25 protein-coding genes are annotated in these 25572 nt (G+C 36.9%); 14 read left to right on the plus strand and 11 right to left on the minus strand.

Annotation, left to right across the window (positions count from 1 at the left end):
- The first annotated feature begins 22 nt into the window (after positions 1-22).
- Together QWY87_RS17560 and QWY87_RS17565 are read left to right on the plus strand one after the other, a co-directional pair.
- A complete protein-coding gene (locus tag QWY87_RS17560) occupies positions 23-334 on the plus strand; it encodes a TusE/DsrC/DsvC family sulfur relay protein (RefSeq protein WP_290293643.1) in 312 nt (103 codons plus the stop codon).
- A 34-nt stretch (positions 335-368) separates the two neighbouring features.
- Entirely contained in the window at positions 369-872 is a 504-nt protein-coding gene (locus tag QWY87_RS17565; RefSeq protein ID WP_290293645.1) for a DsrE/DsrF/DrsH-like family protein, read from the plus strand.
- Positions 873-968: 96 nt separating this feature from the next.
- On the opposite strand, the gene QWY87_RS17570 is transcribed toward QWY87_RS17565, so the two are convergent.
- The 5 genes from QWY87_RS17570 to QWY87_RS17590 all read right to left on the minus strand — a co-directional run bounded on the left by QWY87_RS17570 (position 969) and on the right by QWY87_RS17590 (position 10000).
- Complete coding sequence (locus QWY87_RS17570; RefSeq protein ID WP_290293646.1) at positions 969-2558, minus strand: efflux transporter outer membrane subunit; 1590 nt, start codon at positions 2556-2558, stop codon at positions 969-971.
- On the minus strand, positions 2551-5724 hold the full coding sequence (locus QWY87_RS17575) for an efflux RND transporter permease subunit (protein ID WP_290293647.1): 3174 nt from the start codon (positions 5722-5724) through the stop codon (positions 2551-2553). Before QWY87_RS17575 ends, QWY87_RS17570 begins: the two co-directional genes overlap by 8 nt.
- Before the next feature lie 5 nt (positions 5725-5729).
- Complete coding sequence (locus tag QWY87_RS17580) at positions 5730-6884, minus strand: efflux RND transporter periplasmic adaptor subunit (protein WP_290293648.1); 1155 nt, start codon at positions 6882-6884, stop codon at positions 5730-5732.
- 90 nt (positions 6885-6974) lie between these two features.
- Complete coding sequence (locus tag QWY87_RS17585; RefSeq protein WP_290293649.1) at positions 6975-8420, minus strand: glyceraldehyde-3-phosphate dehydrogenase; 1446 nt, start codon at positions 8418-8420, stop codon at positions 6975-6977.
- 134 nt (positions 8421-8554) lie between these two features.
- On the minus strand, positions 8555-10000 hold the full coding sequence (locus QWY87_RS17590; protein WP_290293650.1) for a S1C family serine protease: 1446 nt from the start codon (positions 9998-10000) through the stop codon (positions 8555-8557).
- 116 nt (positions 10001-10116) lie between these two features.
- On the opposite strand from QWY87_RS17590, the gene dapF reads away from it, so the two are divergent.
- The 5 genes from dapF (at position 10117) to QWY87_RS17615 (ending at position 14119) form a co-directional block, all read left to right on the plus strand.
- Positions 10117-10902 (plus strand): diaminopimelate epimerase, encoded by a 786-nt coding sequence (gene dapF, locus QWY87_RS17595; RefSeq protein ID WP_290293651.1) that lies wholly within the window; start codon positions 10117-10119, stop codon positions 10900-10902.
- Positions 10899-11432, plus strand: coding sequence for a GNAT family N-acetyltransferase (locus QWY87_RS17600; protein ID WP_290293652.1), 534 nt, complete (start codon positions 10899-10901; stop codon positions 11430-11432). Before dapF ends, QWY87_RS17600 begins: the two co-directional genes overlap by 4 nt.
- Positions 11429-12457 (plus strand): endolytic transglycosylase MltG, encoded by a 1029-nt coding sequence (gene mltG, locus QWY87_RS17605; protein WP_290293653.1) that lies wholly within the window; start codon positions 11429-11431, stop codon positions 12455-12457. The genes QWY87_RS17600 and mltG overlap by 4 nt, the downstream gene beginning before the upstream one ends.
- Positions 12427-13383, plus strand: coding sequence for a DUF2279 domain-containing protein (locus tag QWY87_RS17610; RefSeq protein WP_290293655.1), 957 nt, complete (start codon positions 12427-12429; stop codon positions 13381-13383). Before mltG ends, QWY87_RS17610 begins: the two co-directional genes overlap by 31 nt.
- Positions 13384-13489: 106 nt before the next feature.
- Positions 13490-14119, plus strand: a complete 630-nt coding sequence (locus tag QWY87_RS17615) for a peptidoglycan-binding protein LysM (RefSeq protein WP_290293656.1) — start codon at positions 13490-13492, stop codon at positions 14117-14119.
- Here QWY87_RS17615 and QWY87_RS17620 read toward each other — a convergent pair.
- Genes QWY87_RS17620 through dnaA form a run of 3 tightly spaced genes read right to left on the minus strand, consistent with a single transcriptional unit; the run spans position 14116 to position 16725 of the window.
- Positions 14116-14832, minus strand: coding sequence for an SAM-dependent methyltransferase (locus QWY87_RS17620; protein ID WP_290293657.1), 717 nt, complete (start codon positions 14830-14832; stop codon positions 14116-14118). The two genes, QWY87_RS17615 and QWY87_RS17620, sit on opposite strands and share 4 nt — an antisense overlap.
- Positions 14825-15283: a low molecular weight protein-tyrosine-phosphatase gene (locus tag QWY87_RS17625; protein ID WP_290293658.1), complete on the minus strand. Its 459-nt coding sequence runs from the start codon at positions 15281-15283 to the stop codon at positions 14825-14827. Before QWY87_RS17625 ends, QWY87_RS17620 begins: the two co-directional genes overlap by 8 nt.
- 14 nt (positions 15284-15297) lie before the next feature.
- A complete protein-coding gene (dnaA, locus tag QWY87_RS17630) occupies positions 15298-16725 on the minus strand; it encodes a chromosomal replication initiator protein DnaA (RefSeq protein WP_290293659.1) in 1428 nt (475 codons plus the stop codon).
- Between the two features lie 165 nt (positions 16726-16890).
- Between dnaA and QWY87_RS17635 the strand changes: the two genes are divergently transcribed.
- The gene (locus tag QWY87_RS17635) at positions 16891-17298 is read left to right on the plus strand and encodes an acyl-CoA thioesterase (protein ID WP_290293660.1); all 408 of its coding nucleotides are present in this window, start codon (positions 16891-16893) and stop codon (positions 17296-17298) included.
- On the opposite strand, the gene QWY87_RS17640 is transcribed toward QWY87_RS17635, so the two are convergent.
- Together QWY87_RS17640 and ribD are read right to left on the minus strand one after the other, a co-directional pair.
- Positions 17295-17909: an IMPACT family protein gene (locus tag QWY87_RS17640; RefSeq protein ID WP_290293661.1), complete on the minus strand. Its 615-nt coding sequence runs from the start codon at positions 17907-17909 to the stop codon at positions 17295-17297. The two genes, QWY87_RS17635 and QWY87_RS17640, sit on opposite strands and share 4 nt — an antisense overlap.
- Complete coding sequence (gene ribD / locus QWY87_RS17645) at positions 17909-18955, minus strand: bifunctional diaminohydroxyphosphoribosylaminopyrimidine deaminase/5-amino-6-(5-phosphoribosylamino)uracil reductase RibD (RefSeq protein ID WP_290293662.1); 1047 nt, start codon at positions 18953-18955, stop codon at positions 17909-17911. The genes QWY87_RS17640 and ribD overlap by 1 nt, the downstream gene beginning before the upstream one ends.
- Before the next feature lie 153 nt (positions 18956-19108).
- On the opposite strand from ribD, the gene prmC reads away from it, so the two are divergent.
- The 6 genes from prmC (at position 19109) to QWY87_RS17675 (ending at position 25070) form a co-directional block, all read left to right on the plus strand.
- Positions 19109-19951: a peptide chain release factor N(5)-glutamine methyltransferase gene (gene prmC / locus QWY87_RS17650; protein ID WP_290293663.1), complete on the plus strand. Its 843-nt coding sequence runs from the start codon at positions 19109-19111 to the stop codon at positions 19949-19951.
- Between the two features lie 13 nt (positions 19952-19964).
- On the plus strand, positions 19965-20645 hold the full coding sequence (gene trmD / locus QWY87_RS17655) for a tRNA (guanosine(37)-N1)-methyltransferase TrmD (protein ID WP_290293664.1): 681 nt from the start codon (positions 19965-19967) through the stop codon (positions 20643-20645).
- A gap of 249 nt (positions 20646-20894) precedes the next feature.
- The gene (gene rplS, locus QWY87_RS17660) at positions 20895-21245 is read left to right on the plus strand and encodes a 50S ribosomal protein L19 (RefSeq protein WP_290293665.1); all 351 of its coding nucleotides are present in this window, start codon (positions 20895-20897) and stop codon (positions 21243-21245) included.
- A gap of 1159 nt (positions 21246-22404) precedes the next feature.
- On the plus strand, positions 22405-23631 hold the full coding sequence (locus QWY87_RS17665) for an NADP-dependent isocitrate dehydrogenase (protein WP_290293666.1): 1227 nt from the start codon (positions 22405-22407) through the stop codon (positions 23629-23631).
- Positions 23632-23739: 108 nt separating this feature from the next.
- Positions 23740-24006 (plus strand): DUF6095 family protein, encoded by a 267-nt coding sequence (locus tag QWY87_RS17670; RefSeq protein ID WP_290293668.1) that lies wholly within the window; start codon positions 23740-23742, stop codon positions 24004-24006.
- Entirely contained in the window at positions 24003-25070 is a 1068-nt protein-coding gene (locus tag QWY87_RS17675; protein ID WP_290293669.1) for an ATP-grasp domain-containing protein, read from the plus strand. Before QWY87_RS17670 ends, QWY87_RS17675 begins: the two co-directional genes overlap by 4 nt.
- Here QWY87_RS17675 and QWY87_RS17680 read toward each other — a convergent pair whose 3' ends face one another.
- On the minus strand, positions 25071-25568 hold the full coding sequence (locus tag QWY87_RS17680) for a DinB family protein (protein ID WP_290293670.1): 498 nt from the start codon (positions 25566-25568) through the stop codon (positions 25071-25073).
- Positions 25569-25572: the final 4 nt, after the last annotated feature.

The following is a 25572-nucleotide window of genomic DNA, read 5'->3' on the forward strand; positions in this document are numbered from 1 at the left end:
TTAATAACTAAAAAATAATATTATGGCTTTACAAACAATCGCAGGAGCACAAGTAAATGTATCTGAAGATGGATACCTTGAAAACATGAATGAATGGAACGAAGGCATCGCTAATGAAATAGCGGGTGAAATTGGAATTGAATTAACTGAAAAACATTTTGAAGTTCTAAACTACCTAAGAGAAAAAACTGAAGCTGGTGAAGCACTTAGCATAAGAAAAGTAGGTAAATCAGGCATTACTGACATCAAGGGTTTATATAAATTATTTCCTAAGGGACCTTTAAAATACTCAGCAAGGATTGCAGGAATTCCAAAACCAGCTAGTTGTGTTTAATATTTCATTTCAAGGATAACAAAAATTTAGAATTATGAGTTCAGACGAAAAAAAACCTTTAGAAAAAGTGTGTATCATTTGCGCCAAAGGATCTTTGGAAGATGTATATGCCACGTTAGTGATGGCCAATGGAGCTGTAATGGAAGGTATTGAAACCAATGTGTTTTTCACATTCTTCGGCCTTGATGGTATCACTAAAGATAGAATGCTCGGTCTTCATACGGCAACAACTGGTAATCCAGCGATGCGTATGCCAGGTGGCCTGCCTTTCCCAACAATGTTAGGAGGATTGCCAGGTGTAGAAGCCGGAGTATCAAAAATGATGAGAACCCAAATGGAGGAACTTGACATGCCTCCTGTTGACGAATTTCTGGAAATGATTACTGCCGGTGGCGGTATGATCTATGCCTGTAAATTAGCTGTAGACATGTTTAAATTGGAAAAAGAAGATTTACACGAAGAAGTTGATTCTATCATTACCATTGGAGATTTCTATGGTCTTTGTGATGGTGACAGAACACAAATTATATTTACTTAAATAATAATTCCTGATTACCTTTTACGGGTAAGTAATTTAATCTAAAAGCGGTTGTAATTAAATTTACAACCGCTTTATTATTTATTCTTTTAGAGATTAATTAGCCTGTCTGGCTGCTTTACGCATCTCTCTTTCTCTTTGATTCAATTCTTTTCGTTGCTGCTTTCGTTGTTGCTCCTGTTCAGGTGTTAAATAATAATCAACTAACTGCCCAGCATAATAGAGACTATCCCGATCGATCTCAGATTCGTTCACATTTAATTCATCTGCTAATTGAAGGGCATATTTTTCCAGTTCATCCTCTGTAACCCAACCGCCTCCTAGCGATTTATAAAGACCTATATAAGAACTGAGTAAACGTTGATAATTTTCAGAGTAGCTGAGGCGGGCCTCAAATTCTTGTCGTTGATTCTCAATCACCTCCAGATAACTGGTTACACCTTGAAAGTATCTTTGCCTCGATAAGTAACTTGCATTTTCTGCGGCCCCTAACTTGTATTCATTAGCCGCCAGCTCGTCTCTCAGCGTTTGTAAAGAGATTAGTGAATTATCTACCTCGAGCAGCGCTGTTAATACCGTGTTCTCATAAGAGAAAAGTGACTGGCGCGCTATTTCGCGCTCGATATCCACTCGACGAACGTTCTTGCCCCATTCAAATAATGGTCCTAAAAGACTGACTCCTGCACTCCAACCTAATCCATTGTCTAACAAGGTTGAAAGATCATTCGATCCTACGCCTAACAAACCTGTCAGACTAATAGCAGGAAATCTCATCGCCTGTGCTACACCAATTCTCGCATTTTGTGCTCGGTATAGTTGCGCAGCTTCCATGACATCCGGCCTTCTTGCCAATAACTCAGATGGAATTCCTTGAGGTACAGTATCAGGCACTTGATACTCGATAAGGGTCTTTGGTGTGATAATGCTGCTTGGGTTTCGCCCCAATAGAATACTTAAATTGTTCTCTGCAAAACCGATCTCCCTTTGAAATGTAGGTACAGAAACCTGAGCAATTGCCTTCTGGATCTCTGCTTGATTTACATCGATAATATGCGTATAGCCTTTGTCAAAACGAGCCTGGATGATTTGTAATGAGGTATCTCGAGAAGCCAGTGTTTTCTCCGAAATATCGAGTCTGGTCTGAAAATCCAACAATTGAAAATAATTGATGGCCACCTCACTGATCAGGGCAACCTCAATGGCTCGCTTCCCATAAAAAGATGCCAAAAGCTCTGCCTGGGCAGCCTCGTTACCTCTTCGAAATTTTCCCCAAAAATCCAATTCCCAATTTAAAGTGGCACTGGCTCCATAGGTTTCCAGGTTTTGATCCAGGTTTTGACCAAATAACTGATTTTGAACTCCTGCATTTGCCTGAACGCCAAACTTTGGGCCCATATCCGCTTTGTTGAATTTGAAATTTGCCCTAGCCTGCTCAATTCTACTTGCAGCTATCAAAAGGTTTTTATTCTCTCTCAGGGCTGTATGGATCAGGGTATCAAGCGTAGGATCATTAAAAATCTCCCACCACTTGAAATTAATGATACTATCTGTCTTTTCAGCGGTGAATCGAAATTCAACCGGGGTTGTATCTTCAGGCTCCACATAGTTAGGACCAACCTTGCAGGAAACTATAAACAACATAGTCATAAATCCCAGCGTACCGTATGTAATAAGTTTCTTAGTCATTGCTTTCTGTTGATTTTTGCTCCAAGGCCATAGCCTTTTCACGTTGTTTTTCATAGCCAAATATTTTACCAATAAAGATAAATAACATGGGATATAAGAAAACTCCCAAGAAAGTTGCCAAACTCATTCCTCCCAATAGGGCCATTCCCATAACTTTTCTTGCTTCTGCTCCAGATCCTGAAGCAATAACCAACGGAAATACACCTAAAATAAATGAAAAGGCTGTCATCAATATCGGTCTGAATCGAGATTTAGATGCAGCCATTGCTGCATCAAATAAACTTAATCCTTTTTTAAACTCGTCATTTGCAAATTCAACAATCAAGATGGCATTCTTTGCTGCCATTCCAATCAACATTACAAAAGAAACCTGAGCGAAAATATTGTTTTCAAAAGTCGGACTAAAGAATCTCGCCGCCCATAAGGCAAATAAAGCTCCAAAAATAGCAAATGGAGTTCCAAGTAAAATGCTAAAGGGTAAAGACCAACTCTCATATTGTGCTGACAAAATCAGAAAAACGAACACCAATGAAAAAGTTAAAATCATCATCAATGATCCGGAAGCCTTTTCTTCTTGAAAAGACATGGCATTCCAGGCGTAATTCATATCTGCCGGTAAAACTTCTTCAGCCACTTCTTTTAAAGCTTGTCTGGCTTGATCAGAAGTATATCCCTCAGCCGGCCCACCGGTGACTTCAACCGATCTAAACAAATTAAATCGATTCGTATAGTCAGGACCAGAGGTAGGTGTAACAGTTGCCACAGTACCTAATGGAACCATTTCTCCCTTATTATTCTTTATGAAAAAATTACTTATCTGTGACTCATCAACTCTGTATTCAGGTTCTGCCTGAATATAAGTTTTATACAATCTTCCAAATCTGGTAAAATCGTTTACATAGGTCCCCCCCATGAACGCTCCAACAGTAGTGTATAAGTCATTTAATTTAATTCCCAGTTTTAAGGCCTTTTCCTTATCAATATCCATAAATCGCTGAGGTACGCCTGCCTGGAATGTTGTGAATGCACTCCCTATTTCAGGCCGGGCATTTGCCGCCTGTAAGAATTTCATAGTCGATTGAGCGATATAATTCGGATCATTACCTCCTCTGTCCTGCAACATTATACTAAATCCGGAACCATTTCCTAAGCCTGGAATTGCAGGTGGGCCAAAAGCAAATACTTGTGCCCCTTTTATTTCACTTCCAAGCCGGGCATTCACTTTTTGAACCATTTCCTTTACGGTAATGTCTCTTTCTGACCAATTACGAAGTGTGACAAACATAAAACCATTGTTGGGAATATTCGAACCAGAAAGCATACTGTAACCCGTCGCATTTAAGACAAATTGAACGTCAGGATAATCCATCAATATTCCCTCTATTTCTTCTGAAATGGCACCGGTCCTTTGTAGAGAAGCTGCATTTGGTAATTGAATATTTACGTAAAAATACCCCATATCTTCTTCAGGAATAAATCCACCAGGAACCAGACCTCCAAAGACACCTGCACCAACAGTCATCAAAAGAATAAAAACGACACCTCTCTTCATTTTTCGACCAATAATGTTGGTCATGCTCATATAAGCATCGGTACTTTTATCCATTCCCCTATTGAATTTATCAAAGAACCATCCCAATGGACCTCCATAAGGAACGGGCTTTTTCAATAATAAGGAGCAAAGTGCAGGGCTCAAAGTCAAAGCATTAACAGAGGATACAATTACCGAAACCACAATGGTAATCGCAAACTGTTGATAAAGCAGTCCGGTTATACCGGCCATTCCTGCCACCGGAATAAATACGGCAATAAGTACCAAAGTAGTGGCAATAACCGGTGCCGTAACTTTGGCCATAGCATCTAAAGTAGCCTCTTTTGTATTCATCCCCTTGGCAATATTTACCTGAACGGCTTCAACCACTACAATGGCATCATCCACTACTATCCCAATCGCCAATACCAGTCCTAAAAGTGAGAGCACGTTAATCGTGAACCCTAATAATGGGAAAAATATAAACGCACCAATTAAGGAAACCGGAATTGCCAAAGTGGGTATTAAGGTAGCCCTCCAATCCTGAATAAAAATAAATACCACCAATACTACCAAAATAAGGGCAATAATTAAGGTTACAACGATATCTTTAATCCCTGCAGTAATTGGAAGAGTTGTATCCAAACCAACCTCGTATTTTACACTTTCAGGGAATCCTTTGGACAATTCATCCATTTCTATAATAATCTGTTCAGCCAATTCTACAGCATTGGCACCGGGAGATTGATAAAGCGCAATAATGGCACAAGTTTCTCCATTACTTCTCGGAATCATACTATAGGTTTCTACTCCTAAATTCACTGTAGCTATATCTCCTATTTTCACTTGAGACCCATCTGAATGGGTCCTGATAACGATATTCTCGAATTCCTCAGGCGAATTAAATCTTTCAGGCAATCTAACAGTGTATGTAAATTCGGTACCAGGGGGTGCGGGTTCTGCTCCAAATTTCCCACCGGGTACGATAATATTTTGCTCGTTAATGGCATCCATGATCTCAGGAACTGTAATTCCCATTTGAGCCAAACGATCAGGTTTTACCCATATTCGCATGGAATAATTGGCGGCCCCCATGACGTCAACTCTACCTATTCCCTTAACCCTTGCCAGTTGATCCTTAATATTGATCAAGGCGTAATTCCCAAGAAAATCCTGATCATAACGACCATCAGAAGTAAGGGTTAAAGCCAGCATAATATTGGGTAAACTCTTTTTTGTGGTAACCCCGTATTTAGTTACCGAAGCAGGTAATTTTGCTGATGCAGCTGAAACCCTGTTTTGAGCCAATACCGTATTCATATCAGGATCGGTCCCAACATCAAATGAAACCTGAATAACCATTGTACCATCGTTGGCATTGGTAGATTTCATATAGATCATATTATCAACACCATTCACCTCCTGCTCTATAGGCGTCGCAACAGATTCTTCCACACTGATGGCATTTGCACCTGTATATGTTCCTCGAACCTCAACTATCGGAGGTGTTAAATTTGGATATTGTTCAACAGCGAGACCAACTAATGAAACTGATCCCACAATAACAATAATAATCGCAATTACCATAGCCACAATAGGGCGATGCACAAAGAAATTTCCTTTATTATCTGCCATAATTCTTAAGATTGAGGCGTTTGTTGACTCACAAATTCTGTAACCTGTGGAATAATTTCCATTCCGGATCTGGCTTTTTGAATTCCTTCCAAAATTATCTTATCGCCATTATTCAATCCTTCTTTGATGATATAGAATTCACCGACCTTATCTGTAACTTCAACTGTTTTGCTTTCTAAAACATTCTCATTATTGACAAACATTACAGAAAATTGACCTTGAAGTTCCTTGGCACATTTTTGGGGAATAACAATCGAATTTTCATCCTCACGAACACGTATCCTTACACGGGCAAACTGCCCCGGCCTGATCAAGCGCTGCGGGTTCGGGAAACTGGCTTGAACCAAAATCGACCCCGTCGAGGAATCGATATTTCGATCAATAAAATCGACTTCACCCTTTTGATCATACAAGGTACCATCAGCAAGAATTAGTTCGAGTTCGGCCCTGTCATCTCCTTCAACCCGACGCATTTCCATCTCTTCATCCGTTAAGTAAGCCCTTGCTATTTTTAAATAATCCGGTTCGGTCAAAAAGAACTGTACTCTTATCGCCCTTAATTGTGAAACTGTATTCAATATCACGGGATTTGGGTCCTTTCCTACAAATTCACCCTCCCGAGCGTTGGTTTTTCCAATGATTCCTTCGATTGGGGCATACATTTTGCAATAGCCCTTATTTATCTTGGCTATGTTCAGATTGGCCTTTGCTGCCTCAAGACTCGATATCGCAGCATCCCTTTTACTGACAGCCATATCCAGTTCCTGTTGGCTTACGGCATCCATGGCCGCTAGGGGCTCAATCCGGCGTAAATCACTTTCTGCCTGCACTAGAACCGTCTGGGCTTCTGAAACCTTAGACTCTTCTGCCACTACCTTCTCCTGAAACGGATCAGGATCGATCGAATACAGCAACTGTCCCTTTTCCACCCTTTCTCCTTCATCAAAATGTATTCCTTCTAAAAAGCCCTCTACCCGGGCTCTAATTGGTATATCTTTTTCACCATATATCTGACCCACAAATTCTTCATAGATAGGAACTGATTTGGTCTGAATTTCATAAACCTCAAAAGGCTGAGGTGGCATGGCTTGCTGTTTATCTCCTTTCTTGCATGAGAATATAATAGCTGACAATAAAAGAAGGAAGTATACTTTTTTCATAGGGTTTAGTTTTAATCGAGTAACAGTGGTTAAAAATAAAAAATCTTTTAACAACAATCACCATTATCCCCTTAAAACTATAGAATACCTTTAATAATAGGCAAATCTTCTCACCTTTGAGATATATTTGGCCAAGCCCATTACTTGATGACTATAACCATATTCATTGTCATACCATACATATAGTATCGCATGATCACCTTCTTTCGAAACAATTGTGGCATGGCTGTCAAAAATGGCTGGTTCAAGCGTACCAACGATATCTGATGACACGAGTTCGTTACTCATAGAATAGCGAATCTGTTCAACCAAGTTTCCCTCTAAGGCAAACTTCTTTACCAAAGCGTTAAGATCTTCTCTGGTTGTTTTACTTTGAAGATTTAAATTTAAAATCGCCAAGGATCCGTTTGGAACCGGAACCCGTATGGCATTTGAGGTCAGTTTCCCTGCTAATTCTGGTACCGCTTTTGACACTGCTTTACCAGCGCCAGTCTCAGTAATAACCATATTTAAAGCTGCAGCGCGGCCTCGTCTATATTTATCATGCATATTATCAACCAAATTCTGATCATTGGTATAGGCATGTATTGTCTCTATATGTCCATGTTTAACTCCTAGCGTGTCATTAATCACCTTTAGAACTGGCGTAATGGCATTAGTAGTGCAAGAGGCTGCAGAAAATATCCGGTGTTCATCTGGGTTAAAATTATTTTGATTGACGCCATAAACGATATTTGGAACATTTCCAATTCCAGGAGCCGTCAACAAAACTTTATCCACTCCCTTTGCCTCTAAATGTCTTGATAAATCCTCCTCTGATCTGAAGGCTCCCGTATTATCAATTATTAAGGCATCATTAATCCCATAGTTCAAATAATTAGGATCTTCAGGGCGGTTTGCTGAAATAACAAAAACAGTGGTCCCGTTTATGATAAGTGCCTGTTCTTCAAAATCTACTTTAACAGATCCTTTAAAATAACCATGCACTGAATCTTTCCTTAGCATAGAAGCTCTCTTTTCAAGAACCTCCTTTGTAATCTCTCCTCTTGTTACAATAGCGCGTAACCGCATTTGAACCCCTTTACCGGTCCTAGACATCAATTCTCGAGCCAGCAGGCGTCCTATTCTACCAAAACCATAAAGAACAACATCCTTTGGTTTAAAGCCATTTCCGTTTTTTGCGCCCGACAATTTACCTTCCACAAAACTATCTACATCTGTTTCGGCGGTTAAATGTAGGACGTAAGCAAGTTTACCTATATCGATTTTGGACGGTGGCAAGTCCATTTTCATAATCTTTTGAGCGATTTCCAACATGTAGGTCATGGAAATCGGTTTTTGAACAAATTCTTTCGAATAATCCAACAGATTCAAAATTTCGCTAACGTTTCTATCAATTAACTGGTTTCTGAATAAAAACAGTTCTATGTTGTTTTCATACCACAAATCACTGATCACCTTGATCAATTCAACTGTCATCCTTCTCTGATCTACTGCCTTGGATAACTGCTCTTCGTAACTCTTTATCAATTTCATATCATAATAAATATATTATTAAGAACGTAAAAATATGTCTTTATTATATGTAATTCATAAAAAAAACCACTCAAGATAAGTGGTTTTTATTAAATTATTAAATTAGACCTTATAATAAGTACTAGATTAGTTTGTTAATTGGAGCGAACTCTAATATAACCCTGTTTTCCGCTTTTTGTCAGTATTTGCAATTCAAAATAATCTTTGTTCTGGTATTTTTTCAATAATTGATCAACCTCTTGCGCACTTGAAACCTTTTGGTCTTCAACAGCTAATATAATATCTCCATTACCTACTCCATAAGTTCTTTCGATGGCTTCATTGTTTAAACTCACAATTTTCACCCCGTAATCTATATCATATCTGTTGCCTTCACTTTTGGATATTGGCTCTAATTGCCCAATAAAGTATTCTGAGAAATCAGAATTTTCAAATTTATATTTTCCAAACTGATTCTTTAATTTTAAGGTTAATGTTTTAATTTCTTCACTTCTAAGGATCGTCACCTCAACCTGATCTCCGGGCCTCTTAGAACCAAGATAACCCTGCAAATCAGAAAAATTCGCGATCTTGACATTATCCATTTTTACGATAATATCATTTGTCATCAATCCGGCTTCTTTAGCGGCCCCTTGATCCAAAACCCTTGTAATTAAAACTCCTTCAGTACTTTCAACTCCAAATTCACTGGCCTTGGCACTGTTCAACTCTTCATAATTGATTCCCAAATAGGCTCTTTGCACATTCCCAAATTCAAGTATGTCTTCTATTACCTTTTTTGCAATATTTGAAGGCACAGCGAAAGAATAGCCTATATAGGAGCCTGTTTGCGAGGATATTGCTGTGTTAATTCCGATTAGGTTACCTCTAGTGTTGACCAAAGCACCTCCACTATTCCCCGGATTAACAGCCGCATCTGTTTGAATAAAGGATTCAATCCTTTTATTATTATTCATTATATTGATATCTCTAGCCTTGGCACTGACAATTCCTGCTGTTACCGTTGAAGTAAGGTTAAACGGGTTACCAACCGCTAAGACCCATTCTCCTACACTAAGGTGATCAGAATCTCCAAATGGCATATAAGGTAAATCGTCTTTTTGAATTTTCAACAAAGCGATATCAGTACTTTCATCCACACCAACTACTTCAGCCTCGTATGACTCCTTATTATTTAAGGTCACCTCTAATTTTCGAGCTCCTTTTATAACGTGATTATTTGTGATGATATAACCATCAGAAGAAATAATTACTCCCGAACCCGAACCTACTACCTGTCTTTCTGCGCCACCCGTGTCACCATAAAAGAATTCCATCAAAGAATTTGATCTGGAACTCGTACTGCTTATATTTTTTACGTGCACCACGGCATGTATAGACTTCTCAGCAATTGCTGTAAAATCAGTCTTCTCGGCTGCAGCCACCCTATCAGATTCATAGCTTGCCGGAATGATTGTTGGCATATTGACGCCCCCAATATCACCTGGCACAACCTGTTGTTCAAAAAATGTAACATACATTCCTAAAGTCAGCACACCTCCAAGGGCAGACACAACAAGCATTTTAAAAAAATTCTTCATAATTCGCTATTTTTTTATCAATAAACTCAAATTTAAATATAAAAAACCCAAGTCAAGACTACTTTAACTATACTTTAACAGCCATGATTTCTTTCAATAATTCCTACATTTGCAAGATGAAAATAGACTTTTTTAAATACCAGGGCGCTGGAAATGACTTTGTGATCATCGATAACCGGAACAACTTTTTTCCAAAAGATGATTACAAACTTATTCAAGCATGCTGTGACCGAAAGTTTGGAATTGGTGCAGATGGCCTGATGCTACTTGAAAATGATGCCCAGACAGATTTTAAAATGGTATATTATAATGCAGATGGCAAACCAGGATCAATGTGCGGTAATGGAGGGAGATGTATCGTTGCCTTTGCCAAATCGCTTGGGATTTTTAAGGCAACAACAAAATTTATGGCCTTGGGAGAAATATACCAGGCCACAATGCAAGGTGATCAAGTGAGTCTAAAAATGATTGACATTGACGCAATTGAAGTTTATGATAAGCATGTATTTCTGGATACTGGTTCTCCGCATCATGTCAGCTTCGTTGAAAATCTTTCTGAATTCAATGTGGTTGATCATGGACGTAAAATTCGATATGGCGCTCCATACAATGAGACAGGAACCAATGTGAATTTTGTTGAGAAATTAAATGACAATACTTTTAGTGTCAGAACCTATGAACGGGGTGTTGAAAATGAAACCCTGAGTTGTGGTACCGGCGTAACCGCTGTGGCCTTAGCCAGTTATCATTTGAATAAAACCAGCGAAAAAACTATACATATTGAAACGCTTGGTGGTAAATTAAAAATTGAATTTGAAAAGGAGCAAAATGTATATAAGAATATTATCCTTAGCGGCCCGGCTACTCTAGTGTTCCAGGGCACAATAGACATGAAACTATGAACCTACTTGAAAACGAACTTGTAAAACTCAGGTCTTTGGAACCCATGGATCTTGATCTCTTGTTTTCAATTGAGAATGATAGTCAAAATTGGGAAGTCAGCAATACCCTGACTCCGTTTTCAAGAGATGTTTTATCCAAATATCTTAAGAACGCCCATCAGGATATTTATGAAGCCAAACAGCTTAGACTGGTCATAACTCGAAAATCCGATAGCCTAGTTCTTGGGCTTATCGATCTTTTTGACTTTAATCCTCAGCATGAAAGAGCTGGAATTGGTATATTGATACTAAACAAATTCCAACGACAGGGATACGCACAGAGTACTTTGGAGCTTTTTCTAAACTATGCCTTTGAACACCTTGATTTACATCAGATTTATGCCAATATCCCGGTAGACAATAAAAGTAGCTTGGCATTGTTTAGCAAAATGAATTTCAAAGAAATAGGTGTTAAAAAAAGTTGGATCAAAGTGAAAGGCAAGTTCAAGGATATTGCTATTTTGCAAATATTAAACCCAAAACATACATGAAAAAGAAGCTTGCAATTGGAATTGCGATAATCGTTCTGATAGTGGCCATCATAGGCTACTCCTTTTACAGTAAAATATATAGTCCTAATGTGCCGGAAACAACATCTATTCTGATTCCGACAGGCACTGATTTTGAATCACTTGTGCGGATCATTGAGCCGCATGTGAAAAATGTAAACAATTTTATCTGGGTTGCCAAAAAGAAAAACTATCCCAATAAAATAAGAGCCGGGAAATTCAAGATTACTGAAGGAATGAACAATGAATCTTTGGTGGATCATCTAAGAGGGGGCAAACAAGAAACCATTACCCTGACTTTTAACAATCAGGATAGTTTCGAAAAACTGGCAGGAAGAATTGCTGTTCAGATAGAGGCCGATTCTTTGTCTCTTTTAAATGCTTTTAATGACCGAGAATTTTTGACACAGAACGGCTTTGATGCCACGACAGCATTGGCCATGTATATTCCTAATTCATATGATTTTTACTGGAGTACAAATGCGCAACAATTCAAAGAAAAGATGCTCTCAGAATACAATAAATTCTGGAATGATGATAGGATATCGAAAGCAAAGAAACAAGGAATCACACCCTTGCAAGTAACTACACTGGCCTCCATTGTGCAAAAAGAGACCGCTGTTGTTAATGAAAGAAAAACTGTAGCCGGACTGTATTTAAATCGTCTGCATGATTTCTGGCCTTTACAGGCCGATCCAACGATTATTTTTGCCCTCAAAGAAAAATATGGTCAGGATAAAGAATTCAAAAGAGTTCTTAACAAAGATCTGAAAATAGATTCTCCTTATAATACGTATGCAAATTTCGGTTTACCACCTGGACCAATTGGCATGCCCGATATTTCATCGATTGATGCGGTTTTAAACCCTGAAGACCATCAATATTATTATATGTGCGCCAGTGTTGAAAATATTGGTTATCACAAATTTGCCAAGACGCTCAAAGAGCATAACATTAATGCTGCAGCCTATCAGAAATGGGTAAGTCAACAGGGCATAAACAGGTGATCGATCGAGTAGGCCAACATACATGGATGCTACTTTTACTCATTATCATTTTTTGTGGTGAAGATTATCTTGTTGCTCAAAATAAAACACCTTTTTTTCAAAGATCCGATACCTTAAACAAAAAGCGAAGAACAGCCGTTTATGTGACCGAAGCAGCTTTGGCTTCTGTTACGCTTATCGCTTTAAATGAAGCCTGGTATGCTGACTATGATAAGTCTGGTTTCCATTCATTTAATGACAATTCACAATGGATGCAAATGGATAAGGTCGGGCATACTTTCAGCTCTTATTATATTGGGAAAATGGGTATGGATGCCCTGGCCTGGGCCGGTGAAACAAAAAAGAACCAGTTGATATATGGTGCAACCCTCGGATTTGTTTTTCTGACTACTATAGAGGTTTTAGATGGATTTTCAGAAGAATGGGGTTTTTCAAACGGTGACATAATGGCTAATGCACTGGGTACAGGATTATTGATCGGCCAGGAGCTTTTATGGGATGAGCAGAGAATACAAATGAAATTTTCTTTTCAAACAACCGAATATGCTGCAAATAATCCAGATAAGTTGGGGAGCACAACCATGCAACAGATTCTAAAAGATTACAATGGCCAAACCTATTGGTTTTCGGGTAATTTAAAATCGTTTTTTAAGGAGAGTAAGATTCCGAGATGGTTCAATGTGGCGGTTGGATATGGTGCTAACGGGCTTCCAGAAGGCAGTTATGACTTTTCCACCTTACCTCCTGTTCCTATTGAATCATATCGCCAATTCTTCGCCAGCGTTGACGTAGACCTAACTAAAATTAGAACAAACTCTGATTTTTTAAAAACTGTATTCAATATTTTCAATTTCATTAAGATACCCGCACCGACAATTGAATACCGCAGTAACGGAGAGTTTAAATTCCATTTTCTCTACTTTTAAGAAACCCTTATTTTAAGCCATTCTTCGCTCATTTTTAACCATTTGCGAAAAATACATTATCTTTGACCCAAGTAATTTTAGGTACTCCCTAACTAAAAATACGATTATGAAAAAGAAAATACTATTTATCGCGTTATGCGCGATAGTAATGACTGCATTTACCCAGGACAAATCTTTGTTCTTTAAGGGCCCCCAAAAGGTTCGGTACAATTTACCTCAAGCCAATGTCATCGCGACTGTAAGCAAAAGTTTTAAACCATTCGAAATTCATTATACCCCAAGAGTTGATAAGCTTTATGTTGGGTTTAAGGAAGCTTTAGCGTTTAAAGAATCCAGAGGTAATTATCGCAAAGTAAACAGCCTAGGTTATCTTGGTAAATACCAATTCGGTGAGACAACTTTGAATCGTATACGAGTTTATGATACCCATTCATTTTTAAATGACCCTAAACTTCAGGAAGATGCCTTCTATGCTCTTTGTTCACTGAACAAGTGGATTCTGATCAGAGATATCAAAAGAAGCGTTGGTAAAAAAATTAATGGTATTGAAATTACGGAATCAGGTATTTTAGCAGCTGCTCATTTGGCTGGAGCTGGAAATGTAAAGAAATACTTAAGAAGTAATGGCGAGCTAAATGCTTATGATGCTTACGGATCTGATGTACAGCATTATATGAAAAAATTTGCCGGATATGACACTTCATTTATCAAACCAGTAAAAAACGCAAGGCTTTAAAATTTGTGAAAAATAAAAATGCAAGGTCTTTTATGAAGGTCTACATTTTCTGTTTTCCACTCTTTAACGGTGAGTGTTTTGATGTATTCTGTACTTAAGGTAAGATCAACCGCCACACTTAAATACGTGGATGGAGTCAAAGAAGCTTTTAATTCAGCTAACAATTTTTGATTGCGATATGGCGTCTCAATGAATATTTGCGTCTGGTCATTTTGCTTGGAGTGTTTCTCTAGTTCTTTGATCTTCTTTTTGCGCTCGAGCTTATCAATGGGCAAATAGCCATTAAAGGCAAAGCTCTGTCCGTTAAGACCAGAACCCATCATGGCCAGAATTATTGAAGAAGGCCCTACCAAAGGAACCACCTGTACTTTTTTGAGATGGGCGAGCATTACGATGTTAGCTCCAGGATCTGCAATTGCCGGAACTCCTGCTTCAGAAAGCAAACCCACATTAAAACCTTGAAAACAAGGATCAATATATGATTTAGATTCAAACTCACTGGTGTATTTATCGAGCACAAAAAGTCTTAATGCCGGCTGTGATTTCCTGGGAGCAATTTTCTTAATAAATCGCCTCGCAGATTTTTCATTTTCAACTATAAAAAAATCAATGTCCTCCACAGCCTTTTTCACCGATATAGGAAGTACCTCTAAAGGTTCGTTTTGACCTAAAGTAGTTGGAATGAGAAATAATTTGCCAAATTTACTATTCACGACTCAAGTGTTTTGCAATTTGTTCACAGGCCTTATCAAGCAAGTCATAAACATGTTGAAAACCATTCCCACTACCATAATACGGGTCAGGAACCTCCTCATTAAGATCTGCTGCCATTTCATTCAAAATCATACGCACTTTCGAAACATCCGTATCCGTTTTGGCCAAAGCAATGACATCATCATAATTAGATTTATCCATTACATATATCACGTCAAAATCCTCAAAATCCTGTGCTGTAAATTTTCTGCATCGCTGGTCATTGATACTGAGTCCATTTAATCGTGCAACTTCGATTGATCTTGTATCTGGCAATTCACCCACATGCCATCCTCCAGTTCCGGCCGAATCTACATATACTGATTTGCTGTCAACTTTCGATTTTAATATACCCTCAGCTAATGGCGACCTGCAAATATTTCCAAGACAAACCATTAAAACCTTAACCATAAAAATATTGCTAATTAAAAAGTGAGTTTTTTAGTCAATTCATCAACATACTTGCGAAATTGCTTATCAGTTTCTGTAAGATTATCAACAGTCTTGCAAGCGTGAAGTACCGTTGCATGATCTCTACTTCCTATCTGAGAACCAATACTGGCTAAAGAAGCCTTGGTCATTCTTTTAGCAAAATACATAGCCAATTGTCTGGCTTGAACAATATGTCTTTTTCTAGTCTTTGATTGCAAAGTAGTTACATCCATTTCAAAGTACTTCGAAACAACTTTCTGAATATAATCGATGGATACTTCTTTCTTAGTGTTTTTTACAAACTTATCTACGATTTGCTTGGTCAAAGACAAGGTAAACTCTTTTCTATTAAAAGAAGCCTGAGCAATTAAAGAAATAAGTACTCCTTCAAGTTCTCTTACATTGGTCTTGATATTCTTTGCGATATATTCTACAATCTCTTCCGGAATTTCGACACCGTCTCTGAACATTTTACTTTTCAAAATGCTGATTCTGGTTTCATAATCAGGAGCAACTAGCTCAGCTGAAAGCCCCCACTTAAATCTGGACAACAAACGTTGTTCTATATCCTGCATATCAACCGGAGCCTTATCAGAAGTTAGAATTACCTGTTTCCCATTTTGATGTAAGTGATTAAATATATGGAAGAATACATCCTGCGTACCCGATTTACCTGAAAGGAATTGAACATCATCAACGATCAAAACATCAATCATCTGATAAAAATGAATAAAATCATTTCTGGTATTTGCCTTTACAGAATCTATAAATTGTTGTGTGAATTTTTCAGCAGAGATATAAAGAACTGTTTTTTCAGGATACCTTTCTTTGATTCTCACACCAATGGCCTGAGCCAAATGCGTTTTCCCTAAACCTACTCCTCCGTAGATCAGTAATGGGTTGAATGAAGTTCCACCAGGCTTGTTTGAAACAGCCATACTCGCAGATCTTGCCAGTCGGTTTGAATCTCCTTCAATAAAGTTTTCGAAATTATAATTTGGATTTAATTGTGATTCGATTTTTACCTTTTGTATTCCTGGAATTACAAATGGATTCTTTAATTCTCTTTTGTCAATTTCAAGTGGAATTGTTACCCCTTGAGAATTAAATGGTTTTTTATTGGAACTTGGAAACTTAACAGTATGTGGCTTCTTGTTGCTATAGGTATTTTCCATCCTAACGTCATAGACCAATTTTGCATGATCTCCCAACTCTCTTATCAGCGCAACTCTTAATAATTTTATATAATGTTCCTCCAACCATTCAAAAAAGAACTTACTAGGCACCTGAATAGTCAAAACGTCTCCGGTTAACTTCATCGGCTTTATAGGCTCAAACCATGTTTTATAGGCTTGAGGTTTGATATTATCCTTTATAAAAAGCAGACAATTATTCCATACAGAGGAGGCTGTTCTCGTCATTTAATTAAAATATTTTGAATTAAGTATCGTTCCCTTTTTCTAGACAATTTAGGTCTCCCTTTTGCCTTTACAAATTTGTGAATAAACTTTATTATAAAAAAATAAAATTGCTATTGATTCTTATTTATTTTTTCACTAAACTGTCCGAGTCCAAAATACAACAAAATGATCACAAACCAAACAAAAATAAGGGTAAGATATGGAGAAACTGACCAAATGGGTTATGTCTATTACGGAAACTATGCCCAGTTTTTTGAAGTTGGACGGGTTGAATGGCTTCGCGCCCTGGGAGCAAGTTATAAAAGTTTAGAAGAATCTGGAATCATGCTTCCCGTTATTGAGCTGAACATCAAATACATGAAGCCAGCGAGATATGATGACCTCCTTACCATCACAACCAAACTTTCAAAAAAGCCTTTGGTAAAAATCGAATTTGATTTTGAAGTGCGTAATGAAAAAGAGGAATTGTTAACAACCGGGTATACGAGTTTGGTTTTTATGGATATGAAAAAAAACAAACCAATTAAAGCGCCTGCATATTTGCTTGAGCAAATCTATTCACAATTTAATTAGACCATTTTCGCATCCAGGCATCTTAAGTCTTCAAATATTTTCAAAATTTCCTCCGCTTTATTTTTTCGAACAGCTATTTCGAACAAACAATTCAATTCCATTTTTTGATTTAAAATCTGAAGTTGATGTTCTTTAATGATCCGCATCACTTTGTTCATATGAACATAGTCAAATTCAAGCCTTATTGATTCCTTTAACATTTTGGTGACCACATTAGCCTCCTCTAAGCTAAGTTTGGCTGCCGTCTTATAAGCAGTAACCAATCCCCCTACTCCAAGTTTAGTCCCTCCAAAATATCGAACCACCACGACTAAGACATTTGTCAATTGAAAAGATTGAATTTGACCATAAATAGGCTTTCCCGCACTATTATTAGGCTCCCCGTCATCATTATATCTGAAATTTGGTTTTTCAACACCAATTTGCCAGGCGTAACACCAATGTCTGGCTTTGGTGTGCGCCTTCTTTAGTTGATCAATTGTAGTTTCAACCTGATCTATATGTTCTAAAGGAAAAGCATATCCTAAAAACTTACTGCCTTTTTCTTTATAAATCTGTTCAGTAGATGGTTTCTCAAGTGTTTGATAAAGATCAGAATCAATATTCTCCATTAACTATTATTCTTATAAAGATACATGTCATCATTCAAGACCTTCTGGTGTACAAATGGTTTAACACCTATATCCGGGCCTTTGATTCCTTCCTTAAAAATTTGATCGCCTTCAAATACCAAGGCTTCATCCCAGAAACCCGACTCAATAAAGTGCGCTAAGGTATAGGCTCCACCCTCCACAATTACACTCTGAATCTCTAAATGATATAAATGATTCATTATCTGAGCTATCACCTCTTTCTCAAAATCAAGCTTTACATAATGCAGATTATGCATCACCTCATCTTTCTTTTCATTATAAATAATAGTATGAACAGATTGATCAAATAAATTCTTATCGTCTGGCAGTTCAAGGTTCCTGTCTATAACAAGTCGCATAAGACCGTTTCCCTCAAAATGCCTGAGGTTTAACTTTGGATCATCTTGTAAAACAGTGTTCTTTCCTACTAAAATTGAAGCCTCCTGTGACCTCAATTGATGAACCCGCTGCAATGAATACTTGTTTGAGATCCAAAAAGGTGTTCCTGATGCAGCTTTTGCCTTATCAGGAAAAATATACCCATCCTTACTTCGGGCCCATTTTAAAATCACAAAAGGTCTGTTCTTTTCATGAAAAGTGAAAAAGCGCTTGTTTAATTCCCTACACTCCTTCTCCATCACAGAATGAATCACCTCTATGCTATTCTCTTTTAGTCTTTTAATACCTTTCCCACCAACCTTATCATTTGTATCAATCGATCCAATGACCACTTTTTTGATATTATTTTTGATAATAAGGTCTGCACAAGGTGGTGTCTTCCCATAATGAGAACATGGCTCAAGGTTAACGTATAGTGTAGCCTTTGAAAGTAATTCTTTTTCCTTTACGGCATTAATAGCGTTTACCTCAGCATGCGCTTCTCCTGCTTTTTGATGCCATCCTTCTCCAATGATAAGCCCTTTATAAACAATGACGCTCCCAACCATAGGATTTGGATACACCAATCCAAGACCATTCGCAGCCAATTCAAGACAGCGCCTCATATACAAATTATGTTCTGCCATATTTTGTTGCATAATGCGAAATTAAAAAGATTATACCTCTTTTGGGCCAATTAATCATTTTAATCGCACAATTCACTGGAATAAGGAGGCTTTATAATTCCTAATTAAACATTATATTTCGGCCATAAATAAATCGATCTAAGTATCTCATACATGACCATTAAAGCTTTACAAGAAGCATTTCAAAAAAGATTGAACCCGCTGTATGACAAGGGTGAAATCAACAGTTTCTTTTACCTTCTTTCTGAAGCATATCTTCATAAAACAAGACTCGATATTGCTCTTGAACCCAATGAAGTATTAAATGATGACGACACGCATTTGTTTCTGAAAGCCCTTGAACAATTGTCTAAGGAGTATCCAATACAATATATTATTGGAAAAACAGAATTTATGGACCTAGCGTTTGAAGTAAATGAACAAGTGTTAATTCCGAGACCTGAAACAGAAGAATTAATCAGATGGATCCTAAGTGCCGATCCCAAAGCCAAATCCATACTAGACATTGGAACAGGAAGTGGCTGTATTCCGATAGTTCTGGCCAATTCTTTGCCAAATACAAAAGTGACCTCTATTGATATTTCAGAAAAAGCAATTCAGGTAGCCAAAAGAAATGCCACAAAAAATAATGTTGCTATAAACTTTCTTCAACATGATATCCTGCAAATAGAAGTTTTGGAAGAATCTTATGACATTATTGTTTCGAACCCACCCTATGTCAGGGAAAGTGAAAAGTCAGCAATGAATAACAATGTCTTAAAATACGAGCCTGAAATGGCCTTATTTGTATCAGATGAAGACCCACTTATTTTTTACCGGCATATTGCTTCCTTAGCAATCAAGTCATTGCACACTGATGGCGTTTTATACTTTGAGATAAATCAATACCTGGGTTCAGCCTTATATAAGCTTTTGGAAGCTGTTGGATTTAAAAAAATTGAACTAAGAAAAGACATGTATGGTGCTGATCGAATGATCAGAGCTGTAAAAAATTAAATATATTTGCCGCATGCGAATAGATATAGTCACAGTATCACCAGAATTGATTAGAAGCCCTTTTGAACATTCTATCTTGAAAAGAGCTCAAGACAAAGGGAAGGTAGAAGTTCATTTTCATGGCCTCAGAGATTATGCCCTTAATAGATATGGTAAAATCGACGACTATCAATTTGGAGGAGGCGCCGGAATGGTTCTCATGATAGAACCAATTGACAAATGCCTTAGTGGCCTCATGCAAGAAAGAGATTATGATGAAATCATCTATATGACTCCTGATGCTCCTACTCTAGACCAGCGAACTGCGAATATCCTTTCTGACAAGTCCAACCTTCTTATTTTAACGGGTCATTACAAAGGTGTTGACCAACGGATCAGGGATAAGTTCATCACAAAAGAAATTTCAATTGGCGATTATGTGCTCTCTGGAGGTGAACTTGCTGCAGCTGTGCTTTGTGACGCAGTAATCCGATTAATTCCCGGAGTTCTTGGAGATGAAACTTCTGCTTTAACAGATTCTTTTCAAGATAATCTCCTTGCTCCACCAGTTTTCACTAGGCCTGCAGAGTATGATGGAATGAAAGTACCAGACATTCTACTTTCAGGAAATTTTCCTAAAATTGAAGAATGGCGTCATGATGCGGCTATCGAAAGAACAAAATTGATCAGGCCAGATCTGTTAAATGATGAATAAACTTAGAGCAAATCTTTTTTCTATTGTCGGTGTTTTCTTAATTCATTTGAATACTTATAGCTAAACAGACATCTTAGCCTCTACGCTAACATGTATCTATAAAGGGTTTTAGATAATTTTAATCACTCTTAAAATATTTTCAAATCAACTTATAATAATCAAAACTTTTTTATAAATTTGCAAACTCAAAATCAACCTCTGACGAAAATCGTGCATGTTGGTGATTGATCAACCATTTAAAATTTGATAATGGAAAATTTAGTAAACTTTGTACAGAATGAATTCGTAGCTAAAAACGATATTCCAGCATTTGCCGCAGGAGATACGATTACTGTATACTACGAAATTAGAGAAGGTAAAAAAACAAGAACTCAGTTCTTCAAAGGAGTTGTTATCCAAAGAAGAGGTAGCGGAAGTTCTGAAACGTTTACAATTAGAAAAATGTCTGGAACTATTGGTGTGGAAAGAATCTTCCCAATCAACCTTCCAGCTATTCAAAAAATTGAAGTGAACAAAAAAGGTAAAGTAAGAAGAGCTAGAATCTATTACTTCAGAGGCCTAACAGGTAAAAAAGCACAGATTAAGGAGAAAAGATCTTAAGAATCGCTTTTAATAATTCTAGAGTCCCTTTTATCAGTTGATAAAAGGGACTTTTTTATTAACAAATGTTGATAATCACATTTGATAATGTGTTGAAAACAAACGGCTTAAATTTTTGATTAAATAACATTTAGTAGTTAGATTTGATATTAGAAATCAGATAAATTTCGAGTTCAGCTGGAAGCGAAGATGCAGATTTTCAAAGAAAGTTGGAAACAGAAAATGAACTGGTTTTGCTAAGGTGAATACTTTAGCGCAATTCACTGATACCATAGCAAGATCAATGTATTTAGCATAAATATTTAGATTCTAAGGTGAAGTGGTTGCAAATTAAATGTTTTGAAGCTTCTTTTGGCAAAAGCTGAAGCTCAGGTGGAAGCAGATGTGAATTAAGGCTCAGAATATTTAAAGAAATTAAAGTTTGAAATTATATTATTGGAACATGAAAGTGTGACGATAAGTGATTAATTTTAAGCAAAATGTTTCGGCAGATACCCATGATTAAGATTCATCTTAATCATGGGTATTGTTTTTTCAATACGTTTATCCTGCAAACGCTATTTCCAATGCGCAATACTTGAAATTTATAAGCCCAAGTAGATCCCGTTTTTAACAAATGAAAACCATTTGAAATACTTTTCTCATTTTGATCTTATTAACAAATGTTCATAACGCTTGTTAATAAACTGTTTATTGTTTTATTATTGATTTGTAACCTCTTGTGCCTCTGTTCATTTAAATTTGTTTTGGTCTTTGAAACGAATGTAGCGATCCCCAATATCAAGTTATGAAAATCGCTTCGGGAGGAGTAATTGACTTTAGATTAATTTCTAAAACTGTTAATTGATACAAAATACTAAAGTGTTTAGCGCAATTCATCTTTAGTTAAGCAAGAAACAGTCATTTTTATAGGGTTATTAATGATATACTAACATTAAGTCCCCCCTATTTTAAACCAATTCAATGTTTAAATACTATTAGACATTGTTGACCAAACCAGAAAGCCATAATGAAGTTTTACTTTATTATGGCTTTTAATTTTGTAAAACCTCACTTTTAGGGCTTTTGAATACGAATTTATTAAAAGTAATTTTTTTGTTTTTCAGGAGCTTAAACTTTCCAATGGTTTACTATATTTGCAGCAATTAAATAAAACACAATGACTAAAATAAAAGTAACTAATCCTATCGTTGAACTGGATGGGGATGAGATGACAAGAATCATTTGGAAATTTATTAAGGACCAACTTATCTTGCCATACCTTGACCTGGATATCAAGTATTACGATTTAGGAGTTGAGTACAGAGATGAAACTGATGATCAAATAACTATTGACGCTGCTGAAGCGATCAAGAAGTATAATGTAGGAATCAAATGTGCAACAATTACTCCAGATGAAGATCGAGTTGAGGAGTTTGATCTGAAAAAAATGTGGCGTTCACCGAACGGCACAATCAGAAATATTGTTGGTGGCACGATATTTAGAGAACCAATCATTATGAAAAACGTTCCTAGATATGTTCAAGGCTGGACTAAACCAATTTGTATTGGTCGTCATGCTTTTGGAGATCAATACAAAGCAACTGATTTGGTAACAAAAGGAAAAGGTAAACTAACCATGACTTTCACTCCTGAAGATGGAAGCGACGCGCAATCTTTTGAAATTTACAATTTTCAAGAAGATGGTGTGGCCATGGCCATGTATAACATTGATTCATCAATTTTTGGCTTTGCACGTTCAAGCTTCAATCAGGCCTTAAAAAAGGGCTGGAACCTTTATTTTAGTTCAAAAAATACGATTCTAAAAGCTTACGATGGTAGGTTCAAGGATATTTTCGAAGAAGTATACCAAACTGAGTTTAAAGAAAAATTTGCTGAAGCTGGCATTACGTATGAGCACCGATTGATTGATGATATGGTAGCCGCTGCTATGAAATGGAATGGTGGTTTTGTTTGGGCATGTAAAAATTATGACGGTGATGTTCAATCTGATACTGTTGCTCAAGGCTTCGGTTCATTAGGGTTGATGACTTCTGTTTTAGTTACTCCTGACGGAAAAACTGTTGAGGCTGAAGCAGCTCACGGAACTGTTACAAGACATTACAGACAACACCAACAAGGAAAAGAAACTTCTACAAACCCTTTGGCTTCAATTTTTGCATGGACCAGAGGATTGGAACATAGAGGTAAGCTTGATAGCAACCAAGAATTGATCGATTTCTGTCATACCCTTGAAAAAGTATGTATCGATACTGTTGAAGGTGGTGATATGACAAAAGACTTGGCTTTACTTATCCATAAAGAGAACATGACTTCTGATAATTATTTGAATACGCAGTCGTTCTTAAATACAATTAAAGAAAACTTAGATAAAGCATTGGCTTAATTGTTTTCAATACCTAGAAAAAGGCTTCAATAATTATTATTGAAGCCTTTTTTTTGTGCATAATTATATCAAATCTATATATCTTTAGGCAGGAATTCGAATCTTAGAATGAAAGGACAAAGAGAAATAAAACACGGAGAACAGGTTTTCGACAATGAGGATACAAAAAAAATATTCCGAAAAGGAATGAAATTTTTGGCTATTGCGCTTCCCCTGCTATTTACATCTCCAATTGTTGTAACGATTGGATTCAAAATAATTAATAAAGGAGGAAATTATATTGTTTTAGTATTGGGCTGTCTGCTGACAGTATTTACTATAGCCTTGGTCACACAGGCTTTTAGGCTTATTCTAAAATCACTTTTTAATAAATGAGACGAAATCCTGTCTTTATCAAGCTAACCCAATGGGAGCACTGGCCAACATTGGCCTATTATGTTCCGCTCCTTCCATTCTTTTTTTGGCGCTCACTACGCGCCGGTCACCCCATCTTTTTTACCGTAACAAATCCTTCTATTTTATTTTCAGGAGTAGGGACCGAATCTAAATACAAAACACTTGAGTTATTGCCTGATGATTTAAAACCACACAGTCTGCTCGTTAAAAAAAATACAAAGCCAGAATCGATTTCAGGACTCATCAGTGCTCATCAATTCTCCTATCCTATTATTGCAAAACCCGATATTGGATTCAGAGGTTATTTGGTAAAAAAAATAGATTCACAGGCATCTCTACTTCGGTATTTAAATCATGTAAAGGAAGATGTAATATTACAGGAATTCATTCCGTATGAAAATGAGTTAGGTGTTTTTTATCACAGGATACCTGGTGATACAGAAGGTAAGATTACTTCTGTAACCATTAAGAAATTCATTAAAATAAAAGGTGATGGTGTACTTACTTTATCAGAATTAATTAAAAAAGATGAGCGCGCCTTTCTTTATACAGATCTGTTTTTTAATATTCATCAGGACAACCTTGACAAGGTATTACAGCAAGGCGAAGAATTAACCTTATCAGTAATAGGAAATCATTCTAAAGGAACTCAGTTTCTGAACGGAAACCACCTTATTGACAATGCTTTAGGGAAATTAATAAATGATTTCTGTAAAAATATCGATGGCTGGTATTATGGACGACTCGACATCAAATACGAAAGCTATGAGCAATTGTTAAAAGGAGAAGCATTTAAAATTCTTGAAATAAACGGTATCATTTCAGAACCTACACATATTTATGATGCCTCTTATAAAGGTGCCTCTTATTTTAAGGCTCTTGAATCAATTAATGAGCATTGGAGCATAATGGGTAAAATAGCGCGGAAACTGCATCGTGAGAACAAAATAGCCTACCCTTCAGTAATGCCCTATATCAAAAACATGATCTGGCTCAGATCACACACTAAGAAACTTAAAGAATTAAATGCACAAGATTTTTAATCAATTATTGATCATGTCTCCTCGAGGTGTTGTTGGATTATATCCAAAATCCCCATCGGGTAAATTAATTCCCATTTGAGAAATAATATAACCTATACTGGCAAAATGATGAATAGCATGACTATGCGCCTGAATTAGTGCAGCTGCAATCGTATAATTAGCTGTTATCATTCCTAATCCCAAATCATCCTTCACTTCAACAAGCCTATCCAAATCTTCTTCACGAACTTCATTTAACAAAGCTATAATACGGTCAAAATAGTCTAGTCCTACAGCGACTTTGGTCTCTGCCAATTCATTCCTTTGACGTGCTGTTAAATCAATTTGCCCATTTTCGATTCCTTCGAAGATACAGTTAAACACATCCAAAATATGACGCATATGAATCCCTATACTTGAATAATATGGTGCGGTAGAATTATTAGCATATTGATCATCACTAATTGAGTTTAACAAATTAGTTCCTCTATTGAGGTTCTGTACTATTGCTGGAATCATTCAC

Source organism: Lutimonas halocynthiae, from assembly GCF_030409835.1.
Taxonomy (GTDB): Bacteria; Bacteroidota; Bacteroidia; order Flavobacteriales; family Flavobacteriaceae; genus Lutimonas; species Lutimonas halocynthiae.